Annotated in this window: 20 protein-coding genes; 4 read left to right on the plus strand and 16 right to left on the minus strand. The window is 45.6% G+C overall.

The window, feature by feature from the left end; all coding sequences use genetic code 11:
- Nucleotides 1-4: 4 nt before the first annotated feature.
- Genes N5E87_RS23015 through N5E87_RS23030 form a run of 4 tightly spaced genes read right to left on the minus strand, consistent with a single transcriptional unit; the run spans nucleotide 5 to nucleotide 3,921 of the window.
- Nucleotides 5-1,249 (minus strand): efflux RND transporter periplasmic adaptor subunit, encoded by a 1,245-nt coding sequence (locus tag N5E87_RS23015; protein WP_023266965.1) that lies wholly within the window; start codon nucleotides 1,247-1,249, stop codon nucleotides 5-7.
- Between the two features lie 8 nt (nucleotides 1,250-1,257).
- Nucleotides 1,258-2,541 carry a TolC family protein gene (locus N5E87_RS23020; protein WP_023266966.1) on the minus strand — a complete coding sequence of 428 codons (1,284 nt, stop codon included), beginning with the start codon at nucleotides 2,539-2,541 and terminating at the stop codon, nucleotides 1,258-1,260.
- A gap of 13 nt (nucleotides 2,542-2,554) precedes the next feature.
- Nucleotides 2,555-3,535 carry a M56 family metallopeptidase gene (locus tag N5E87_RS23025; RefSeq protein ID WP_023266967.1) on the minus strand — a complete coding sequence of 327 codons (981 nt, stop codon included), beginning with the start codon at nucleotides 3,533-3,535 and terminating at the stop codon, nucleotides 2,555-2,557.
- 8 nt (nucleotides 3,536-3,543) lie between these two features.
- Nucleotides 3,544-3,921, minus strand: a complete 378-nt coding sequence (locus N5E87_RS23030; RefSeq protein ID WP_011711700.1) for a BlaI/MecI/CopY family transcriptional regulator — start codon at nucleotides 3,919-3,921, stop codon at nucleotides 3,544-3,546.
- An 89-nt stretch (nucleotides 3,922-4,010) separates the two neighbouring features.
- Between N5E87_RS23030 and N5E87_RS23035 the strand changes: the two genes are divergently transcribed.
- Nucleotides 4,011-4,361 carry a DUF3147 family protein gene (locus tag N5E87_RS23035; RefSeq protein WP_037426010.1) on the plus strand — a complete coding sequence of 117 codons (351 nt, stop codon included), beginning with the start codon at nucleotides 4,011-4,013 and terminating at the stop codon, nucleotides 4,359-4,361.
- Between the two features lie 321 nt (nucleotides 4,362-4,682).
- Nucleotides 4,683-5,210, plus strand: coding sequence for a hypothetical protein (locus N5E87_RS23040; RefSeq protein WP_256657337.1), 528 nt, complete (start codon nucleotides 4,683-4,685; stop codon nucleotides 5,208-5,210).
- Nucleotides 5,211-5,321: 111 nt separating this feature from the next.
- On the opposite strand, the gene N5E87_RS23045 is transcribed toward N5E87_RS23040, so the two are convergent.
- The 8 genes from N5E87_RS23045 to N5E87_RS23080 all read right to left on the minus strand — a co-directional run bounded on the left by N5E87_RS23045 (nucleotide 5,322) and on the right by N5E87_RS23080 (nucleotide 10,093).
- Nucleotides 5,322-5,849, minus strand: a complete 528-nt coding sequence (locus N5E87_RS23045; RefSeq protein ID WP_279776083.1) for a hypothetical protein — start codon at nucleotides 5,847-5,849, stop codon at nucleotides 5,322-5,324.
- A 2-nt stretch (nucleotides 5,850-5,851) separates the two neighbouring features.
- On the minus strand, nucleotides 5,852-6,355 hold the full coding sequence (locus N5E87_RS23050; RefSeq protein ID WP_256657336.1) for an HNH endonuclease family protein: 504 nt from the start codon (nucleotides 6,353-6,355) through the stop codon (nucleotides 5,852-5,854).
- A gap of 60 nt (nucleotides 6,356-6,415) precedes the next feature.
- Entirely contained in the window at nucleotides 6,416-6,724 is a 309-nt protein-coding gene (locus tag N5E87_RS23055; RefSeq protein ID WP_086903614.1) for a hypothetical protein, read from the minus strand.
- Between the two features lie 22 nt (nucleotides 6,725-6,746).
- Nucleotides 6,747-7,643: a hypothetical protein gene (locus N5E87_RS23060; RefSeq protein WP_086903613.1), complete on the minus strand. Its 897-nt coding sequence runs from the start codon at nucleotides 7,641-7,643 to the stop codon at nucleotides 6,747-6,749.
- An 11-nt stretch (nucleotides 7,644-7,654) separates the two neighbouring features.
- Complete coding sequence (locus tag N5E87_RS23065; RefSeq protein ID WP_086903612.1) at nucleotides 7,655-8,302, minus strand: recombinase RecT; 648 nt, start codon at nucleotides 8,300-8,302, stop codon at nucleotides 7,655-7,657.
- A 12-nt stretch (nucleotides 8,303-8,314) separates the two neighbouring features.
- On the minus strand, nucleotides 8,315-9,037 hold the full coding sequence (locus N5E87_RS23070; RefSeq protein WP_086903611.1) for a recombinase RecT: 723 nt from the start codon (nucleotides 9,035-9,037) through the stop codon (nucleotides 8,315-8,317).
- Nucleotides 9,038-9,114: 77 nt separating this feature from the next.
- Nucleotides 9,115-9,378 (minus strand): hypothetical protein, encoded by a 264-nt coding sequence (locus N5E87_RS23075; RefSeq protein ID WP_086903610.1) that lies wholly within the window; start codon nucleotides 9,376-9,378, stop codon nucleotides 9,115-9,117.
- Nucleotides 9,379-9,391: 13 nt separating this feature from the next.
- Entirely contained in the window at nucleotides 9,392-10,093 is a 702-nt protein-coding gene (locus tag N5E87_RS23080; protein WP_086903609.1) for a hypothetical protein, read from the minus strand.
- 71 nt (nucleotides 10,094-10,164) lie between these two features.
- Here N5E87_RS23080 and N5E87_RS23085 point away from each other — a divergent pair, with 71 nt between their 5' ends.
- The gene (locus N5E87_RS23085) at nucleotides 10,165-10,695 is read left to right on the plus strand and encodes a lytic transglycosylase domain-containing protein (protein WP_086903608.1); all 531 of its coding nucleotides are present in this window, start codon (nucleotides 10,165-10,167) and stop codon (nucleotides 10,693-10,695) included.
- Nucleotides 10,696-10,777: 82 nt separating this feature from the next.
- Here the strand turns inward: N5E87_RS23085 and N5E87_RS23090 are convergent, their stop codons facing one another.
- The 4 genes from N5E87_RS23090 to N5E87_RS23105 all read right to left on the minus strand — a co-directional run bounded on the left by N5E87_RS23090 (nucleotide 10,778) and on the right by N5E87_RS23105 (nucleotide 13,613).
- Entirely contained in the window at nucleotides 10,778-11,881 is a 1,104-nt protein-coding gene (locus tag N5E87_RS23090) for an RNA-guided endonuclease TnpB family protein (protein ID WP_088212906.1), read from the minus strand.
- 138 nt (nucleotides 11,882-12,019) lie between these two features.
- Nucleotides 12,020-12,535: a hypothetical protein gene (locus N5E87_RS23095; RefSeq protein WP_140907544.1), complete on the minus strand. Its 516-nt coding sequence runs from the start codon at nucleotides 12,533-12,535 to the stop codon at nucleotides 12,020-12,022.
- Nucleotides 12,536-12,537: 2 nt separating this feature from the next.
- The gene (locus N5E87_RS23100) at nucleotides 12,538-13,002 is read right to left on the minus strand and encodes a metal-dependent hydrolase (protein ID WP_037429945.1); all 465 of its coding nucleotides are present in this window, start codon (nucleotides 13,000-13,002) and stop codon (nucleotides 12,538-12,540) included.
- The gene (locus tag N5E87_RS23105; RefSeq protein ID WP_279773652.1) at nucleotides 12,999-13,613 is read right to left on the minus strand and encodes a hypothetical protein; all 615 of its coding nucleotides are present in this window, start codon (nucleotides 13,611-13,613) and stop codon (nucleotides 12,999-13,001) included. The genes N5E87_RS23100 and N5E87_RS23105 overlap by 4 nt, the downstream gene beginning before the upstream one ends.
- Before the next feature lie 287 nt (nucleotides 13,614-13,900).
- On the opposite strand from N5E87_RS23105, the gene N5E87_RS23110 reads away from it, so the two are divergent.
- Nucleotides 13,901-14,554 carry a hypothetical protein gene (locus N5E87_RS23110; RefSeq protein WP_279776084.1) on the plus strand — a complete coding sequence of 218 codons (654 nt, stop codon included), beginning with the start codon at nucleotides 13,901-13,903 and terminating at the stop codon, nucleotides 14,552-14,554.
- Nucleotides 14,555-14,561: the final 7 nt, after the last annotated feature.

Here is a 14,561-nt window from a genome sequence, read left to right on the forward strand (position 1 = left end):
ACTCCTAGTGATCGTGTGATGCGCCAGACTTTTCAATGTCGGCTTTTAAGATGTAGCTATTATCGGTCACGTATTCAGTACCAGGCTTTAAGCCACCAAGCACTTCGACCCACTCACCGTCTTGACGGCCAAGCTCCAGCATACGGACTTCGTACTGCTCTCCGACCTTAGCAAAGACGACGGTAAAATCACGAAACCCTTGTAATCCGACTCTTTTAACCGCCAATGGCACCTCAATGGTTGCGACTTCAATACTGGCATTTACAAAACTGCCCGCAGTCAAAACCCTGTTAGGATCGGCAAGTTTGACCCACGCAATACGGGCTTGATCGTCACGAACCTCTGGTTCAATAAAGCTAATGGAACCTTGATAGGTTTCCTCCACACCCTCGACGTTGATAGTGACAGGTGCACCTAAGATGACACTTTGATAATCAATGGGGTACACAGCAAGCTTAGCGATATAGTGACTGTTATCGGTCAGTGTCAACAACTGACGCCCTAGGGTTTGTTCTCCATTGTTGGCGAACAATGCTGACACCACGCCATCGGACGGCGCTTTAATTTGATAGGGTTTTAAGCTCTCATTACTTTCTACAGTCAAAAGGGTTTGCCCCTTTTTCACCCTGTCACCCAGTCCAACATGTAACTGGGTAATTTCGCCGTCAAAACGTGCCGCAATTGCACGTTGCGTCCCGACGGGTAGCGCCAATGTGCCATAGGCTGGGATGGTTTGATGCAATGTGGCAGGGCCTGCAAAACCAGTGTGAATCTCCATCGCACTGGCAACAGCCTGCTCGATAGTGGTACGGCCTTCAAAGTTGTCATACTGCCAACGGTATGTTTTACCTTGGTATTTCGCCTCAATGGTGACGATAAACGAATGGGGTTCATAGATCTCCATATCACCACGGAGAAAATCACCCTGCGCATTAAAGCGAATGTCATCCACCACATTGCCTAAACGGGTCAATTTCACACTCAAATCGACGGTCTTAGGATCGAGCGGTTTCCCCTCAAAGCTCGTCCAAACACGGAACTCAGGGGGAACGCCCGTTTCAAAAATGGCGAGCTCTAGTGCAAAATCGCCCTCACGCAGCATACGTCCACGATGCGGCCCTTTTTCGGGTTCAGCTTGCTCGGCAACGGGCGCTGAGGATGCCATTAAAGGTGTTGAAGCGACGGCATTAATACCCAGACTGAGCAGTATCGCCAAACTCAATGACGAAAAGGTGTTGTTATTCTTCATAGGTAATCTCACTGAGAAATGGATGTGCCTGTTAGGCGTTGAATTTCAATGTGTTGTAAATGCAAACTTTCAAAGGCATCCAGCAACTGATATTGAGCACTGAGTAATTCCCGATACACGTCATTGTATTGGTTGTAGCTGAGCAGACCTTTATCAAAGGCATTGCTTGCCTCAGACAGAGCTTTTTCAAGGGTTGGCACTATGTCACTGCGCACTGTATCGATAACATGTGCAGAATGTGCCATTTCCTGTAACAGCACATACAACTGGGCATCCTGAGCCTGCATTAATGCGTTTTGCTCATTGGCGAGTACATCTTGCTGTGCTTGTAAGGCGGCTATGGTTCCCGCATTACGGTCACTTGAACCCCAAGGGATAGAAATACCCGCGACTAAGCCAAAATCATCACTCGCCTCATAGCGCCTCACGCCAGCGGTCACTTGCCACTGCGGCTTAGCTTCTATTCGTGCGAGCTCCATTTGCGATTGAGCAATGCGTTGCGCAGTCGCAAACTGTTGAAAACGAGGATGCTTTTTTAACAAGTTAAGCTGACTGTCAACTGATGGCACAGCAGGCATATCAAGCAGATTGCCGTTGAAACGATAGGATGCCTTAGGCTTTCCCCACTGTGATGCCAATTGATATTGGCTGGCTTTGAGTTCATGCTCGATATCTTCGACGGCCAAGCCACGACGGATAAGCTCAGCCTTTGCCAACTGTGTTTCAACCGCAGAACTCTTTCCCGCTTGCACACGTTTAGCAACGGTTTTGACAACCTCTTTTGCCTGCTTTTCTGCTATCAGATTGAGCTTGAGGCGTTCTTGCTTCACTAACAAATCAATAAAATGTTTAGCCACCTGTGAAGACAAATCCAAGGCTTTGATTTGTTTTTCTATCTCTAATTGAGTGGCCTCTGTTTTAGCCGTGTTAACACGACTATCAATCAAATCTTGTTGCAGTAACCATGAAAAACTGAGCGTAGATTGCATACTTTTCAGAGCACTGTGTTCACCAGTACCCAGGGCATCCTCAATCATCAAACCTATTTCAGGCCGCTCACCGACACTTGCCTGCTGTATTCGCCCTTCCATCACGCGCTGCTGCGAGTTGAAAATCTGTAATTCTGGGTGTTGCTGAAGTGTCAAAGTCACAGCATCGGCTAAGGTGAGTGTTTGTGGCGCTTCATTCGATACCGCAACGGCAGGGAATACTAAACACATTCCTAGCACAATGGCGGAAAACCGATAGCTAATCGGTTTTTTAGTTCTGACGTTAAAAAGCAAGTCTCTCATTCCCAATCCTTAATTAATGGGTGAAGAAGGTTTCGATAATGTGGTGAAGGCTATCGACAGTTGAAGCGGTTAAAAGTGGGACGATGGCTAAGAATAACAACGTTAAACTGATCGCCAATCGGGAAGACGTTAACCTAGGTTGAATCAGTCGCTGTACTCGAACACTGGTTTGATCGTTACCGAAATAACTTGTCTGTAAACCATCACAACCAAGAGTTACGCTTCGCTGCATTCGAGCTACATTTATCAAGGCTTGAGCGACATCTAGATTGTCATGCTCAGTGGTCACAGCATGATCTGCAAGCTGTTCAGTCAACAGGGTAAAATGTCCGATTAAATTGCGTTTGGCCGCTTTCGGATAAAAACCAGCAAATGCAGCAAAGATGACTTTAAATAAAGGGTCTCGAGCCACGACATGCGCCATTTCATGTCGAACAATAATATCGAGTTGCTGTTCTGTAACCTTTTCTTGCAATCCTGTGGTCAGGTAAATCTTAGGGGACACTAGACCTGTGGTGAAGGCCGCAGGAATTGCTTGTGCTAACGAATAATAGCGCTGCTGAGTTATAGTCACCTGAGGTTGGAACTCTGATAATCCAATCAGAGATGCCATTGTTGATGATTGCTTTTTACGTACATAAATGGTCGAGATCATCGACCATATCAAATAACCGAAGGCCGACAACAAGGTAAAAGCATGCCAACTGCTGAAGCTAAAGATGTCGACGTGATGCCAATGAGCGAATTCATTTAACCAAGCAGTAGAAAACAACTCTTGCTGCCTTGGCCAGAAAAAGGCAGCACAGCTTATGGCTACCCACCAAGGTACAGTAACCAAAGCCCATAGGATAACTTTACGTAACCTAAAAGTAAGATGCTCGAATCTTGGCAAAGTTAATCGTAGGGCGATCGAGATGCACGCAACACTGATAGCAAATGCCAGCACTGCAACACTCAATAAATTTAGTGCTATCGCTAAATCGCCAACAAACATAACCCTAATTATCCTTTCCGAAGTTTACGTTGTTCTTCAATTAAATGTTCTAGCATATCGAGTTGGGCATCATTCAGATTAGCTGATGCGGAACTAAATGCCGCAATGAGACTATGCTCACCTTCTTCGACAAAGTCGCTAGTGATATTGGTAATAAGTGTAGCGATCAACGCTTCTCGGTCGACTTTTGCCCTGTAAAAATAGGCATGTCCTTGCTTGGTTCGACTCAGCAATCCTTTTTTAAATAAGCGTTCTAAAGTGCTCTGAATGGTATTAAGAGAGTTCCCTCTAGAGACACCAAGCACAGCATGTACTTGCTTTGCATCAGCTTCAGATTCTGTCCACAGATGCTGCAAAACCTGTTTTTCTAGTTCACCTAACTGCATAACACTTTTCTCTTTCCATAATGAACGATATAATGACAGAACAAAAACCGATAGGCAATCGGTTTTTGTCTATTCAAGGAGAGGACACTATGGGCTGGTTAATTACGAAGTATCTGATCACAGCTGCTATAGTCGTCGCCGCTTCTGAGCTTGCTAAGCGCAGCGATAAACTAGGAGCGCTCATCGTCGCGCTACCATTAGTCACTATTTTGGCAATGATTTGGCTCTATGTTGAAAAACAGCCAATGGAGAAAATAGCAAACCACGCGTGGTACACATTTTGGTATGTTGTACCGACTTTGCCTATGTTTTTGATCTTTCCCTCTTTATTGCAGCGCTTTGATTTTTGGCCATCCTTACTCATTGGTGTAGTGATAACCGTACTTTGCTTTGGGCTGTTTGCACTGCTCGTAAAATTATTTGGGATAAATTTAATCTGAAAGCACAGTATTCTTAATGAGAGGGGCACTCTTTCAGATTACTAAAATTTGGTCAATCAACGATTATTTATTATGACTTTTTGAAGGCGGCTAAATCGCTTTGGGGCATAAACGTTTTAGAAATGGCAGTACACCGATCTGGTCGCTGCCTCTCAGTATGATCTTTTAATACTCAGTATGATCTTTTAATACTCAGTATGATTCTTTATTACTTAGTATGAGACTTATTACTCTCCCACATAAACGTCGAAAATCCCGTTAATGTATTCGCTAGGAGAAGCCTTTTCATAAAACACAAAAAAGATGTGAGTAAACAGTTACTTGCAAAATTTATCCATCCTGATTATTCTGTTGTTACCGCCACCACTGTGGATTATCGGGCAAACTGAGGTATATATCATGGAATTTTGTAAGGACATTTACGGGAACGTCATTCTCCCCATACCCGGCGACCTCCTAGGTGGGCCTCTGGTTTGGCACAAGGATACTTGTGACGAATACCTGCTGATAGCTGTCTCCCCTGACAAACTGTTTGCACTGAAACCTGACCCGCTGGATATTGAGCGATCAGGACCGGCACACGAGTGGACTGAGGAGCAGCGGTTGTACCAAATCAGGGAAAACCGATCTGATAGACGGGCATGTTTGCCAATTCCGCGAATCGGCTGGGCTGAACGCGAAACACGAGGGAAAATTTTTCCAGACAAATTTATGGGACTCAGTTTCGTATATGGCTCCGCGAGTGCACGCCTGGCTCAGTATCTGGGAGTGTCGTTTATTCCGGTGCAGGTGCACAAATCCCAAGCCGATGATTTTAAACAAGCTTTGGCATCAATTGATACAAAATAGGCATCAGCACTACTGTCGCCCTGAATAATGTTGCGGTTGTGGGAGAGTAATATAGAGTGGTGACTTGTTCGCCCCTTTATTGCTCTCCCAAAGTTAGGTGCCGGCCTACCGCTAACTAAGCGCTTTCTGGAAGTCGGCATCGAGAGCCTGCTGCGGCGTAAAGCCCATACTGAAATATTGGTACCAACAGCTGACGCCCGTCATTCGTTCTAGCAATGCGACATTGTAGTACATTCGGCATTCTTGACCGTTCAATAGATTCAGCACCAGATACCACGCTGTAAAGATCTGTAGTTCGCAGGGCTCCATTCCCGCCAAGAGTACCCTATCTTCCTCACAATACGTTTCGATAGCAGAAAGATTGCCACGCTCACAGATCTGAGCTAAAAACTGCTGCTGTGACTCGGTACAGGCCTTAAAGTCTTTAAACCTGCCGTCCTGCACCTGCAATTCATCAAAGCGTTCCATTGAGTCCCGGTAATAGACCCGGCGACGGCCAATTCCAATGTTAAGCTCTAACCATTCAATTACCGCATCGGCGTCGTTAGTAACAGAACGCCCACCAGCGTCGTTATCTGTTAACAAAATTAGCGTGTCTGAGAGATGCCGAACATCAAATGAGGATTTAAGTTTGACCACGTTTACTCCCTTTGACACTGAGCTACCAGCGCCAGCGCCCGTGACTCTTCTTTAGTGAAATATTTTAGATGATACGTTTTCATGATCCGGTGAAATCGCAAGATATACTGACACTGATTGGTGGGCGGTAACCACTCTGTGATCCCCGCAGCCCCTTTTTCTTTATTCAAACCCTTTTCGACTACCTGCAAATTTCTCACATCGTTTGCGAACATTTCACGCTGATAGCGATCCCAATATTTAGCGCCTCGAGCATGGGCATAGCCAAGCGGTACAGTGTGATCCACATCGAGCGCAAAGGCATCGAGATAGATTTGCCCCGTCCAAGGTGACACCCATCTTCCCCGAGTCACGGTTTTACCATCACGGCTAAAACTTGGTTTAACCGTGGATTGGGTTGCGAGTAAGTCATGGCGCGTATTGAGGCCGTTGCCATCCAGATCACTCCAATGCGGGTAATCTTCACGGTGATACTTCAGCTCGGCCGCAGCCAAACCGTTAGTCATGGACAAGGAAATCATAAGTAATGCGAGTGAACTTAGCCTGGTCATGGTCATACTGGCGCCTTATTGGTTAAACAGTGATTGAACAACAAACGGGTCTGGCTCAAGCTCGAAATCATCACCATTCATAGTCGCTGTGCCGCTTAGACACACGATTTTGTGGCATGAGTCGCAGATACCGATTCCACGATAGAGAATGTCACTCTCTACGAGATTAATACTGCCCCTGACTAATTCGTCTTTAAATTCTTCACCACACTTACACTCCATCTTGAACTCACTGACAATCTTTCCACTGCCTAGCGTTAGCGGGAATTGGCTCGCAAATGGCTGATGCTGCCCCATATACACTTTGACTTGCTTTGCGTTCACGTTGACCTCTCTTGATGTTCAATCACTCTGACAGATACTTCCAACGGAGCAATTTTTTCCCTTTTAGAATAAGCTCTACATCGTACAAACCAGAGTCTCTTAAACCCGCCAAACCCTGTAATGTGTTCCCCATAATTTCTTTTGTCTGGTTCGATTTCACCACAGTCCCAATCGCCACGACTCTGCGCTGTAAGGCGCTAACTTTGCTCAGCACTTCATAGGCTGTCGGCATCTTGGCCAGCACTTCGATATTTGGCAAAGGAGCCATCACCGGCACCCGAATATCAACCGAGGGCAAATGACGCAGTGCAGCGAGAGATCGCCCTGCAGCTGCTTTACGTGCATTCAGACTTGGGGTTAACTTGGGCAATAATGGCTCCCCATCCTCTGCCACGTCCAAAATGAGATAACCGCTATTTGATTCCTCAAACATCGCAGACGTGACTTGCTCTTGGCCCACAAACCATGCAATCAATTTGGTGCAAACATGGAAGCTCTCACAGTGATGCGTGGTTAATACACTTAACTTTCCCTGATCTTTAACCAGCGTAAAAATCTGGCTAGTTCCGCTCTCTACAATCCAATCACCGGCGCAGATTTCCGGCACTGACTTCAGGATCTCTAATTGCTCACTCGCTTTGGTCGCTGGCAGCGGCAACGTCCCTTCTTGTAAGAAGTAAGCCCCTAACTGGATATAATGCTGAGTCCACACCGCGAATCGATTTTGAATGACCTCCCACACGGAGTTGTCGTCACGCGGGATCACTTCCAGCGCTTTCACGCCTTGATTCACCGAATTAGTGGCAATGGTTATCGAGTCATGTTCAACATACGCCTCAACGGTGAAAGTCGATGTCACGTTAGACGCAATCGTGAAGGGTGTTTTTAAACGGGTTGTCGGCTTTACTTGTAATTCCATTTTGTCGCCTCTTAAGCCGCTTCAGACCATGCTTTTTCGGACAGTCTCACTGTTTTAGCTAAGATCATCCCTACAAAAAATTCATTCCAAGCTCTTGTGGCCACCTGACGATGTTCAAAGGTCGTCATGAGATCATCAAAGGTGAAATGTGTTACGCACACACCGCCACCAGCGAGCTCTGCTACACAATAGGCACCGCGGATATTTCCACGATTCTTGCTAAATGGGTCATATTGGTGGCGAGGTGGAGTAAACGAGTCAATCCACTGAAAATCATCTACTTCATAGACAATCACTGGTCGTGCAGAACGGATGATCCCCGCCTTTGCCGCCGCGTCACGGTAACCACGGTATGTCCAGCACAGTTGCACCCCTAACCAACCACTATCGTAGTAAGCCCCTAACACAATGGAAGCCTGCTTTCGGTTAGGATTGAGACTGATTTGTGCCTGTGTCAGCTCAGTCATGACATCGAAAATGCTATGAATGTTTACCCAGCCAATTTGGGATGGATTAAGCATTAACAAGCGCTGCAACTGAGCAAATAAAATGTTTAGCTCCGAGTACGGAAAATTGTTGTTTGGGTATGCAGTATTAAATTCGACACAAAGATGTTGAACATAGTGCGCGGCATCTGCCGAGGAATATCTGGTACTCATAAACACCTCTGTTTAGTCAAATAGTGCATCAGAACGACATGCTGAAGTCTCTACCACGCCAGCAGCCGTAAACTTTGATTTCTTGGTATTAGCTTCAATTTTGCGGAGAGGCTTCAACGGCTCACAATGCGCAGCAAGGGTGTTATAAAAGCCGTCAAAAGCGCTTATCGCGACATGGTTTAATAGGCGCCACAGCGCTTGCTTCTTTACCATTTCATCGATGTAGATAGATTGCCAAACCTCTGAGCCGTTCTGAGCTACAGATTCCAGTTCCACTTGGTCAATCTCAAAGGACACATATTCGCCTGACGGCAAAAGCGCTGAAGCAATACCGCCACGCAATTCGCCACGTTTAGGTGATAAGCCAACCAAGCTGACCAAAGGCATTCTGTCGTTAAAAACTCGAATAGAGTCCCCTTCTCGAATGGCCCATGCCTGATATGCTTGAATTTCACCCGATTGCAGCGCTAAATCCAGACCGCCGATATAGGTCAGTTTGGTTTCAATCTGACCTTCGTCATTCAGCGCCAAATACAGCTGATTTTCACCTGGGCTCCATGACAGGCCTGTCGCAGCGTAAACACTGAGCATGTAGGCTTCTAACTGGTCTCTGGGAAGGTCAAAACCCGATTCATCGATAACATACTGAATATGCTTTTTTTCGATGTTTATCTCAGGAACGGTCACTTGCCGATTGTTGGCTATAGCTAACTGTATGTACTGACTCGCTTTCATAACGTAATCGCTTTGTTTTTACTGTTATGAGTATTAAGCCACACACTTTTTTTCTGGCAAATTTTTGGAACATTTCTTTATAAACCAGCCACTTGATTTATGGTTGTCGCGGCGATCATGGTGTGCATCCATGAAAACTGGCTGACTGAACAGGCTTCAAATCCCACAATCTGACCTCTTTCACGACATAATTTCACCAGTCGTCCTCGGTCAATTAGGTACACAATTGCAGGCATTTTCGCTTCCGGCAAAAATTCTGAGATATAGGTCGCAGGGATTCGGTTGGACGTTAGATTTTCTAAAACGATGTAAAGGTCATTGATATGCAAAACTGACAGCATAGGTACTCCTTAACTACTCTCTGCCAAATTTGATTTTCTCGGGAGAAGTGAGTTGGTTCCACCCTATCATTTTGGCCATGGGAAGGGGCTCTGCATCTACGAGATACTTACGCTGATTACTTTGTTCGGCGTTCACTTCATTGTCTTGGCCTGGCTTCTGTATAGTGGTAATGCTCGTGAGTGGAATAGTGCCAAAAATTGACTCTCTTTCGTAGAATAAGCAGCTTACGTGAGCCTTGCTGTCCTCTTTAATTCCGCCAGTGGTCTCAGCCATATACCCGTCAATAACGACAGCGCAGTCAGGGTAATCAGTAAACACGAGGCTGATTTTAAATTTTGTATCGTCGGCAAGGTAAGTGGTCACCCCATCGAATTGCACAGTCAAATTCGACTTGGCCACAGGATTGGCTGCAGCCAATGTGTCGAGTGAGCGAATAGAAACATTGACAGGATCAGTTAACAACGCGTTGTCTGCATTACTCGCCAGTTTGTACCACAAGATAAATCTATCGACACCGCCGGAATACATAAAATACGCCAGGACAGATACCGACACCACGGAGACAATTACCGGATCAAGACCTCTCCGTTTGCGAGAGTTATCCGCAAGCGATTTGTTTTTTAGCTTGTTTTTAAGCGAATCTAAAAAACGGAATTTGTTGGCTTTAATATTCTTAACCAATGATTCCAAAATCGTTGCACCGCTGAATGCCATTCGAATGCTTCTCTAATAAATATCTCGTGTTATACTCGCCGATATTACACACTTTTTAAAACACAAACAACATGTCAACTATTGCAGATTTGAACGACACTTACTTAAGTAATGGCTATCGAGTACCCCAGCAGGAACTTGAGTTTTGTATTGCTAAAGCTGCTCGGCCTATCGACCCAGACTTATTACTCGCGGTACTGGTTGCTGAGGGCGGCAGACGTGGGGCGATTGTTCAGAATAAGAATGGTTCGTTTGATCTGGGCGTTGGTCAAATCAACACGATTCAGTATACGGAGACATGGTTTAAGTCGCGCTACCCTGATTGGCGTCAAGTGGCCCAGGATACGTGTACAGGCGTTGCTGCTGCCGCTGACGTATTGCTGCGCCGTATGTCAGAATTGAACGTAGGTCAGTCGGTGTGGGAGGCGGTTGGTCATTACAACTCTAAAACTGCCACGGTAAAAATCCAATACTTACAGAATGTAATGCAGATTTATACCAGACTTTCACAGAACAAGGGGACTGAATATCGTCCTTGGATGACCATTACCCACAAGCAAAAGCACTTCTTTACTTGGAGTAATAGAGAATCAGAGCGCTAATTGACTGCTCCCCTCCCTAAAGGAAGGGGATTCTTGTTTCAAGGCGTTATGCCCGAAGTTCATTAGAACAATCGGGACTTACTTACGCTCCACAAGCTAACACCGCTTGCCCAGCGGCTTTGATATTAATAGCGGCATTGGTATCACGGTCTAAGCGCGCTTCACACGCTGGACAAGTCCAATGCCTTATATGTAACGGTAGAGAATCAACTACGTGACCACAGCAATTACAACGCTTACTAGACGGATACCACTTGTCAATCTGGACAAGTGTTCTGCCGCGCCATTCTGCTTTGTACTCAAGATGCCTAACCATTTCGCCCCAATTGGCGTCACCAATGGCCTTAGCAAGTCGCGGATTCTTGACCATGTTTTTAACGCTCAAACTCTCACAGCTAATCACTTGGTTTTCGTTTATCAACGTAGTGGTGAGTTTGTGGGTAAAGTCGCGGCGGCAGTCGGCAATCTTCGCCTGAATGCGAGCAACTTTGATTCTGGCTTTGTGGAAGTTGGCAGTTCCTTTCTTCTTCTTGGAAAGGCGGCGTTGCGCCTGAGCCAATTTCTTCTCGTACTTTGCAGTATGGCGGGGATTGCCAGATTTAAACCCGTCAGCGGTAATCACAAGGTCGGTCAAACCCAAATCAATACCCGTTGTCTTTTTGGTAACAGGCAGTGGTTTAGGCTCGAAGCGGCAAAGCATAGACACGAAGTAGCGGCCTGCACTGTCTTTCGAGATAGTGACGGTAGTTGGTTCGCTAGGAAGTTCACGCGACCAGCGAATATCAAGCGGCTGTTTGGACTTGGCAATGTAGATATTGCCATCTTTGAACTTAAACGCCGACTTCGTGAATTCTGCGCTTTGCTTGCTGCGCTTCTTCTTAAAGGCTGGATACTTCGCCCTTCCTTCAAAGAAGTTCTTAAACGCAGTTTGTTGATGGCGCAAAGATTGTTGGAGCGGTACACACGACACGCTGTTAAGCCATTCAAACTCAGTTTGCTTCTTGAGTTCGGTCAGCTTAGAGCTTGCCGTGTTGTAGTTAACCTTTTTGCTTTCGTTGTAGAAAGCGTCGGTACGCCATTTAAGGATCGCGTTGTAAACGAAACGCACACAGCCGAAAGTCTGCGCAAGCAATTGAGCCTGTTCAGTCGTTGGGTAAAAGCGTTGTTTAATAGCGATCTCTTTCATAGTTCACAAGAATACAGTTGTTTTTGTGAAAGTAAATATTAACATTAACCAATCGGGTAGTTTTTGCTCCTTCGGAGCAACCGCTATCCCTCCTCGCCCTAGAAGGACGGGGTTTCTCGCGGGATTTAGTTAAATAATTTAGACTGAAGACGTGATGTGATGCAGGCTATTTACTAAGTTAGTGATTAAAAATTTCAATTTTAGCAGACTTGCCCCACCCCAGAAATCTGCACAACTTGCGCACGTTACGACACCAGTGGCGAGTGATACACGAATAGAATCACGAATGTGCTTAGCTTTGAAATTCACCATTGCATTCCATTCCGGCGTACATTTCACCGAATCCGAGCTAAACATTAACGCTAAACGTAGCTCAGCCGCAGGGTATTCATCGTTCCAAAATTTTTCGTTGAAGTAATTACCGTTAACCCCGACTTCTAATCGAGTGTCACCGGCGACAAACTCAAGATGCGAGTCGTGCTGAATTACAAAGACTGAGCGATTCAGTAGTTGCTCCAACACAACAGTGATCATAGCTTTGACATCTTTTGGCGTCGCAGAATCAACAATCTCAGAAAATCTTGAATCTCTGAGAGTTTTCTCTTCGCGAGCTCTAAACATCATCACTACGTTTTGCGCACCAGAACTTCCCATCTTCAATACATCCATCTTAAAAATAAAATAATACCAACACTTGCTACTACTGCATGATTTAGCCCAATTCGTTGCGCTCTACCCAATGGCCAAAATGGTCTAATTCCGGCCGGAGTCACCGCGTCCCCAAGTAAATGACTTAAATAGCCAATGACTAGGGCTTGCGATGCGATAGAGTCAGCTTGATGGCTGGCTAAAAGCCAGACCATTAGCCCAACAGCCCACAATGAGTGAGTGATACCACGATGTGAGAAGAGCGAAAGAATCGTTGATATTGGTTTAATCCTTCTTCCCAATTTCGACTCAGGATGATCTATGTCAGGTAATAACGACGCTATCGCCACCACGGGTAACATCAAACACGCATCTACAACACCGATTACTGTCTCAGGGGCATAGGAGTTGACGATAGCAGCGTAAACGCCCCAACAACCCACTCCTAGGCCCACATGAGCAGCATATCTCATTGGGTCACAACTTCCGCAGCTGTCAGATTTCCCACAGTCGGAGAAGGTTTCACTAACGCTTCAACTTCTGAATAGGCCTTTTGCGAGCGCTCGTCAAAGCTGCGCTCGTTTAGTTCAATCATACGCTCCAGCTTGTCGTAAGGCAGGTGTAACAGCATATACACTACGTACAGCCCGTTATCGACGCGAACTTGGGTGTTAACGTGGTTATAGCCAACGACTTTTGCACGATTTACTAGCTTAACAATTGTTTCATCATTCAACTGATTAGTGCGACCATTGCGCACTTCAGTGTTTTGACGCTCACGACCAGAAACTTCCTGCGATACTGTCTTAGCAATCGCGTATTCCGCATTTAAGTTCGCAATATTGCGAGCGGCCATCAAGTTATCAGCACGGCCCATTGCCGTCGCGTAAACGCCATCACCATTCGAAGCAGGAGGGTTTAAGAACCACTCAGGCGCCTCTTCAATAGCGTCGTTCATTTGTTCATTTTTTTGTTCTACTAGCTCTTGTTGTGCTTCGACATAATCAGAAACAGGGTTTGAGCTGCAAGCAGACAGAGCTAAAACAGATAATGCTACGGTTGTTAATTTGTGTTGAGTTTTCATCTAGTAATTCCTTGTTTGTTAAAGTTTACGACCAGAATCATTTCATCACAGTTCTAAAACGTGGCAAATTTTGCTGCATTATCTTGTTAAATCAGTTGGTTATAATATTATTTTTACAAACTTGGTGACGTGCATCAAAAAATATCTACCCAATAACGAGAATAATACAGGATAACAAAAAATTGGGTAGATATTTTTTGTTAAAACTTGGTCAGTGCTTCTAAATTTGCGAAAAAAATTTTCTGTGAGATAAAGTTCACATAACAAATTTACATCTTGAGGTATGCATGTCGCGCATTACGATTCACCCACTATTTTCCGAATTGGCAGTGGAGTTAGGCTGCAACAGTGCGCCGAGTCGTTTGGTGTTCTTGGAGGTTCATTTAAGATTGATTGGTCTCGCGCCAGAACAGGTCAACAAAGAGCATTTAAAGCAACTGATTAAGCTCCTATTTGACGAAGAGATTAACCTGCACCCTCACCATTCAGACTTGGCCTTAGTCTCAATACCAGGCATTGCAGAGCCTTACCCAATACTCACTGCTCGAGGCTACAACCAGTTGTATAAATCGGATAAAGCTGGGGAATTCCGCGTCAAAGCCATTTCCAAAGGGGAAGAGTTCACTACAGCTAACATTGATGCCATGAGCGAGCCTGAGCAATATAACGTTGCGCCCAATGCGGAACTGGAAGGGTTTGCCGCCGTGTACAGTGATAATAGCAATCTGCTGTTAACGGGGGTTATTTCAGTGGATGAAGTAGAAGATGTGCTCCACCGATTCCACCGCTGCAGTTTGTCGTTGGCAGAAGTCGGCGCAGGCCTCGCGTTTAATCGCTTATTCAAGGTCAATCGTGCATTTAAAATGTCACCCGCCACCAGCGCCTTTGCGGGTTGGTTTTCGATGGCAAGAGCCGCGTTAAAGACCGTTTATTCAAATTAACTAGCCA

The sequence above is a fragment of the Shewanella sp. GD03713 genome (assembly GCF_029843705.1).
In the GTDB taxonomy this organism is placed as follows: Bacteria; Pseudomonadota; Gammaproteobacteria; order Enterobacterales; family Shewanellaceae; genus Shewanella.

What these genes read in the sequence shown, in the direction of transcription:
- N5E87_RS23015 (WP_023266965.1), bottom strand. Translation starts at nt 1,249, where the DNA reads ATGAAGAATAACAACACCTTTTCGTCATTGAGTTTGGCGATACTGCTC.
- N5E87_RS23020 (WP_023266966.1), bottom strand. Translation starts at nt 2,541, where the DNA reads ATGAGAGACTTGCTTTTTAACGTCAGAACTAAAAAACCGATTAGCTAT.
- N5E87_RS23025 (WP_023266967.1), bottom strand. Translation starts at nt 3,535, where the DNA reads ATGTTTGTTGGCGATTTAGCGATAGCACTAAATTTATTGAGTGTTGCA.
- N5E87_RS23030 (WP_011711700.1), bottom strand. Translation starts at nt 3,921, where the DNA reads ATGCAGTTAGGTGAACTAGAAAAACAGGTTTTGCAGCATCTGTGGACA.
- N5E87_RS23035 (WP_037426010.1), top strand. Translation starts at nt 4,011, where the DNA reads ATGGGCTGGTTAATTACGAAGTATCTGATCACAGCTGCTATAGTCGTC.
- N5E87_RS23050 (WP_256657336.1), bottom strand. Translation starts at nt 6,355, where the DNA reads ATGACTAACGGTTTGGCTGCGGCCGAGCTGAAGTATCACCGTGAAGAT.
- N5E87_RS23060 (WP_086903613.1), bottom strand. Translation starts at nt 7,643, where the DNA reads ATGGAATTACAAGTAAAGCCGACAACCCGTTTAAAAACACCCTTCACG.
- N5E87_RS23065 (WP_086903612.1), bottom strand. Translation starts at nt 8,302, where the DNA reads ATGAGTACCAGATATTCCTCGGCAGATGCCGCGCACTATGTTCAACAT.
- N5E87_RS23070 (WP_086903611.1), bottom strand. Translation starts at nt 9,037, where the DNA reads ATGAAAGCGAGTCAGTACATACAGTTAGCTATAGCCAACAATCGGCAA.
- N5E87_RS23075 (WP_086903610.1), bottom strand. Translation starts at nt 9,378, where the DNA reads ATGCTGTCAGTTTTGCATATCAATGACCTTTACATCGTTTTAGAAAAT.
- N5E87_RS23080 (WP_086903609.1), bottom strand. Translation starts at nt 10,093, where the DNA reads ATGGCATTCAGCGGTGCAACGATTTTGGAATCATTGGTTAAGAATATT.
- N5E87_RS23085 (WP_086903608.1), top strand. Translation starts at nt 10,165, where the DNA reads ATGTCAACTATTGCAGATTTGAACGACACTTACTTAAGTAATGGCTAT.
- N5E87_RS23090 (WP_088212906.1), bottom strand. Translation starts at nt 11,881, where the DNA reads ATGAAAGAGATCGCTATTAAACAACGCTTTTACCCAACGACTGAACAG.
- N5E87_RS23095 (WP_140907544.1), bottom strand. Translation starts at nt 12,535, where the DNA reads ATGGGAAGTTCTGGTGCGCAAAACGTAGTGATGATGTTTAGAGCTCGC.
- N5E87_RS23100 (WP_037429945.1), bottom strand. Translation starts at nt 13,002, where the DNA reads ATGAGATATGCTGCTCATGTGGGCCTAGGAGTGGGTTGTTGGGGCGTT.
- N5E87_RS23105 (WP_279773652.1), bottom strand. Translation starts at nt 13,613, where the DNA reads ATGAAAACTCAACACAAATTAACAACCGTAGCATTATCTGTTTTAGCT.
- N5E87_RS23110 (WP_279776084.1), top strand. Translation starts at nt 13,901, where the DNA reads ATGTCGCGCATTACGATTCACCCACTATTTTCCGAATTGGCAGTGGAG.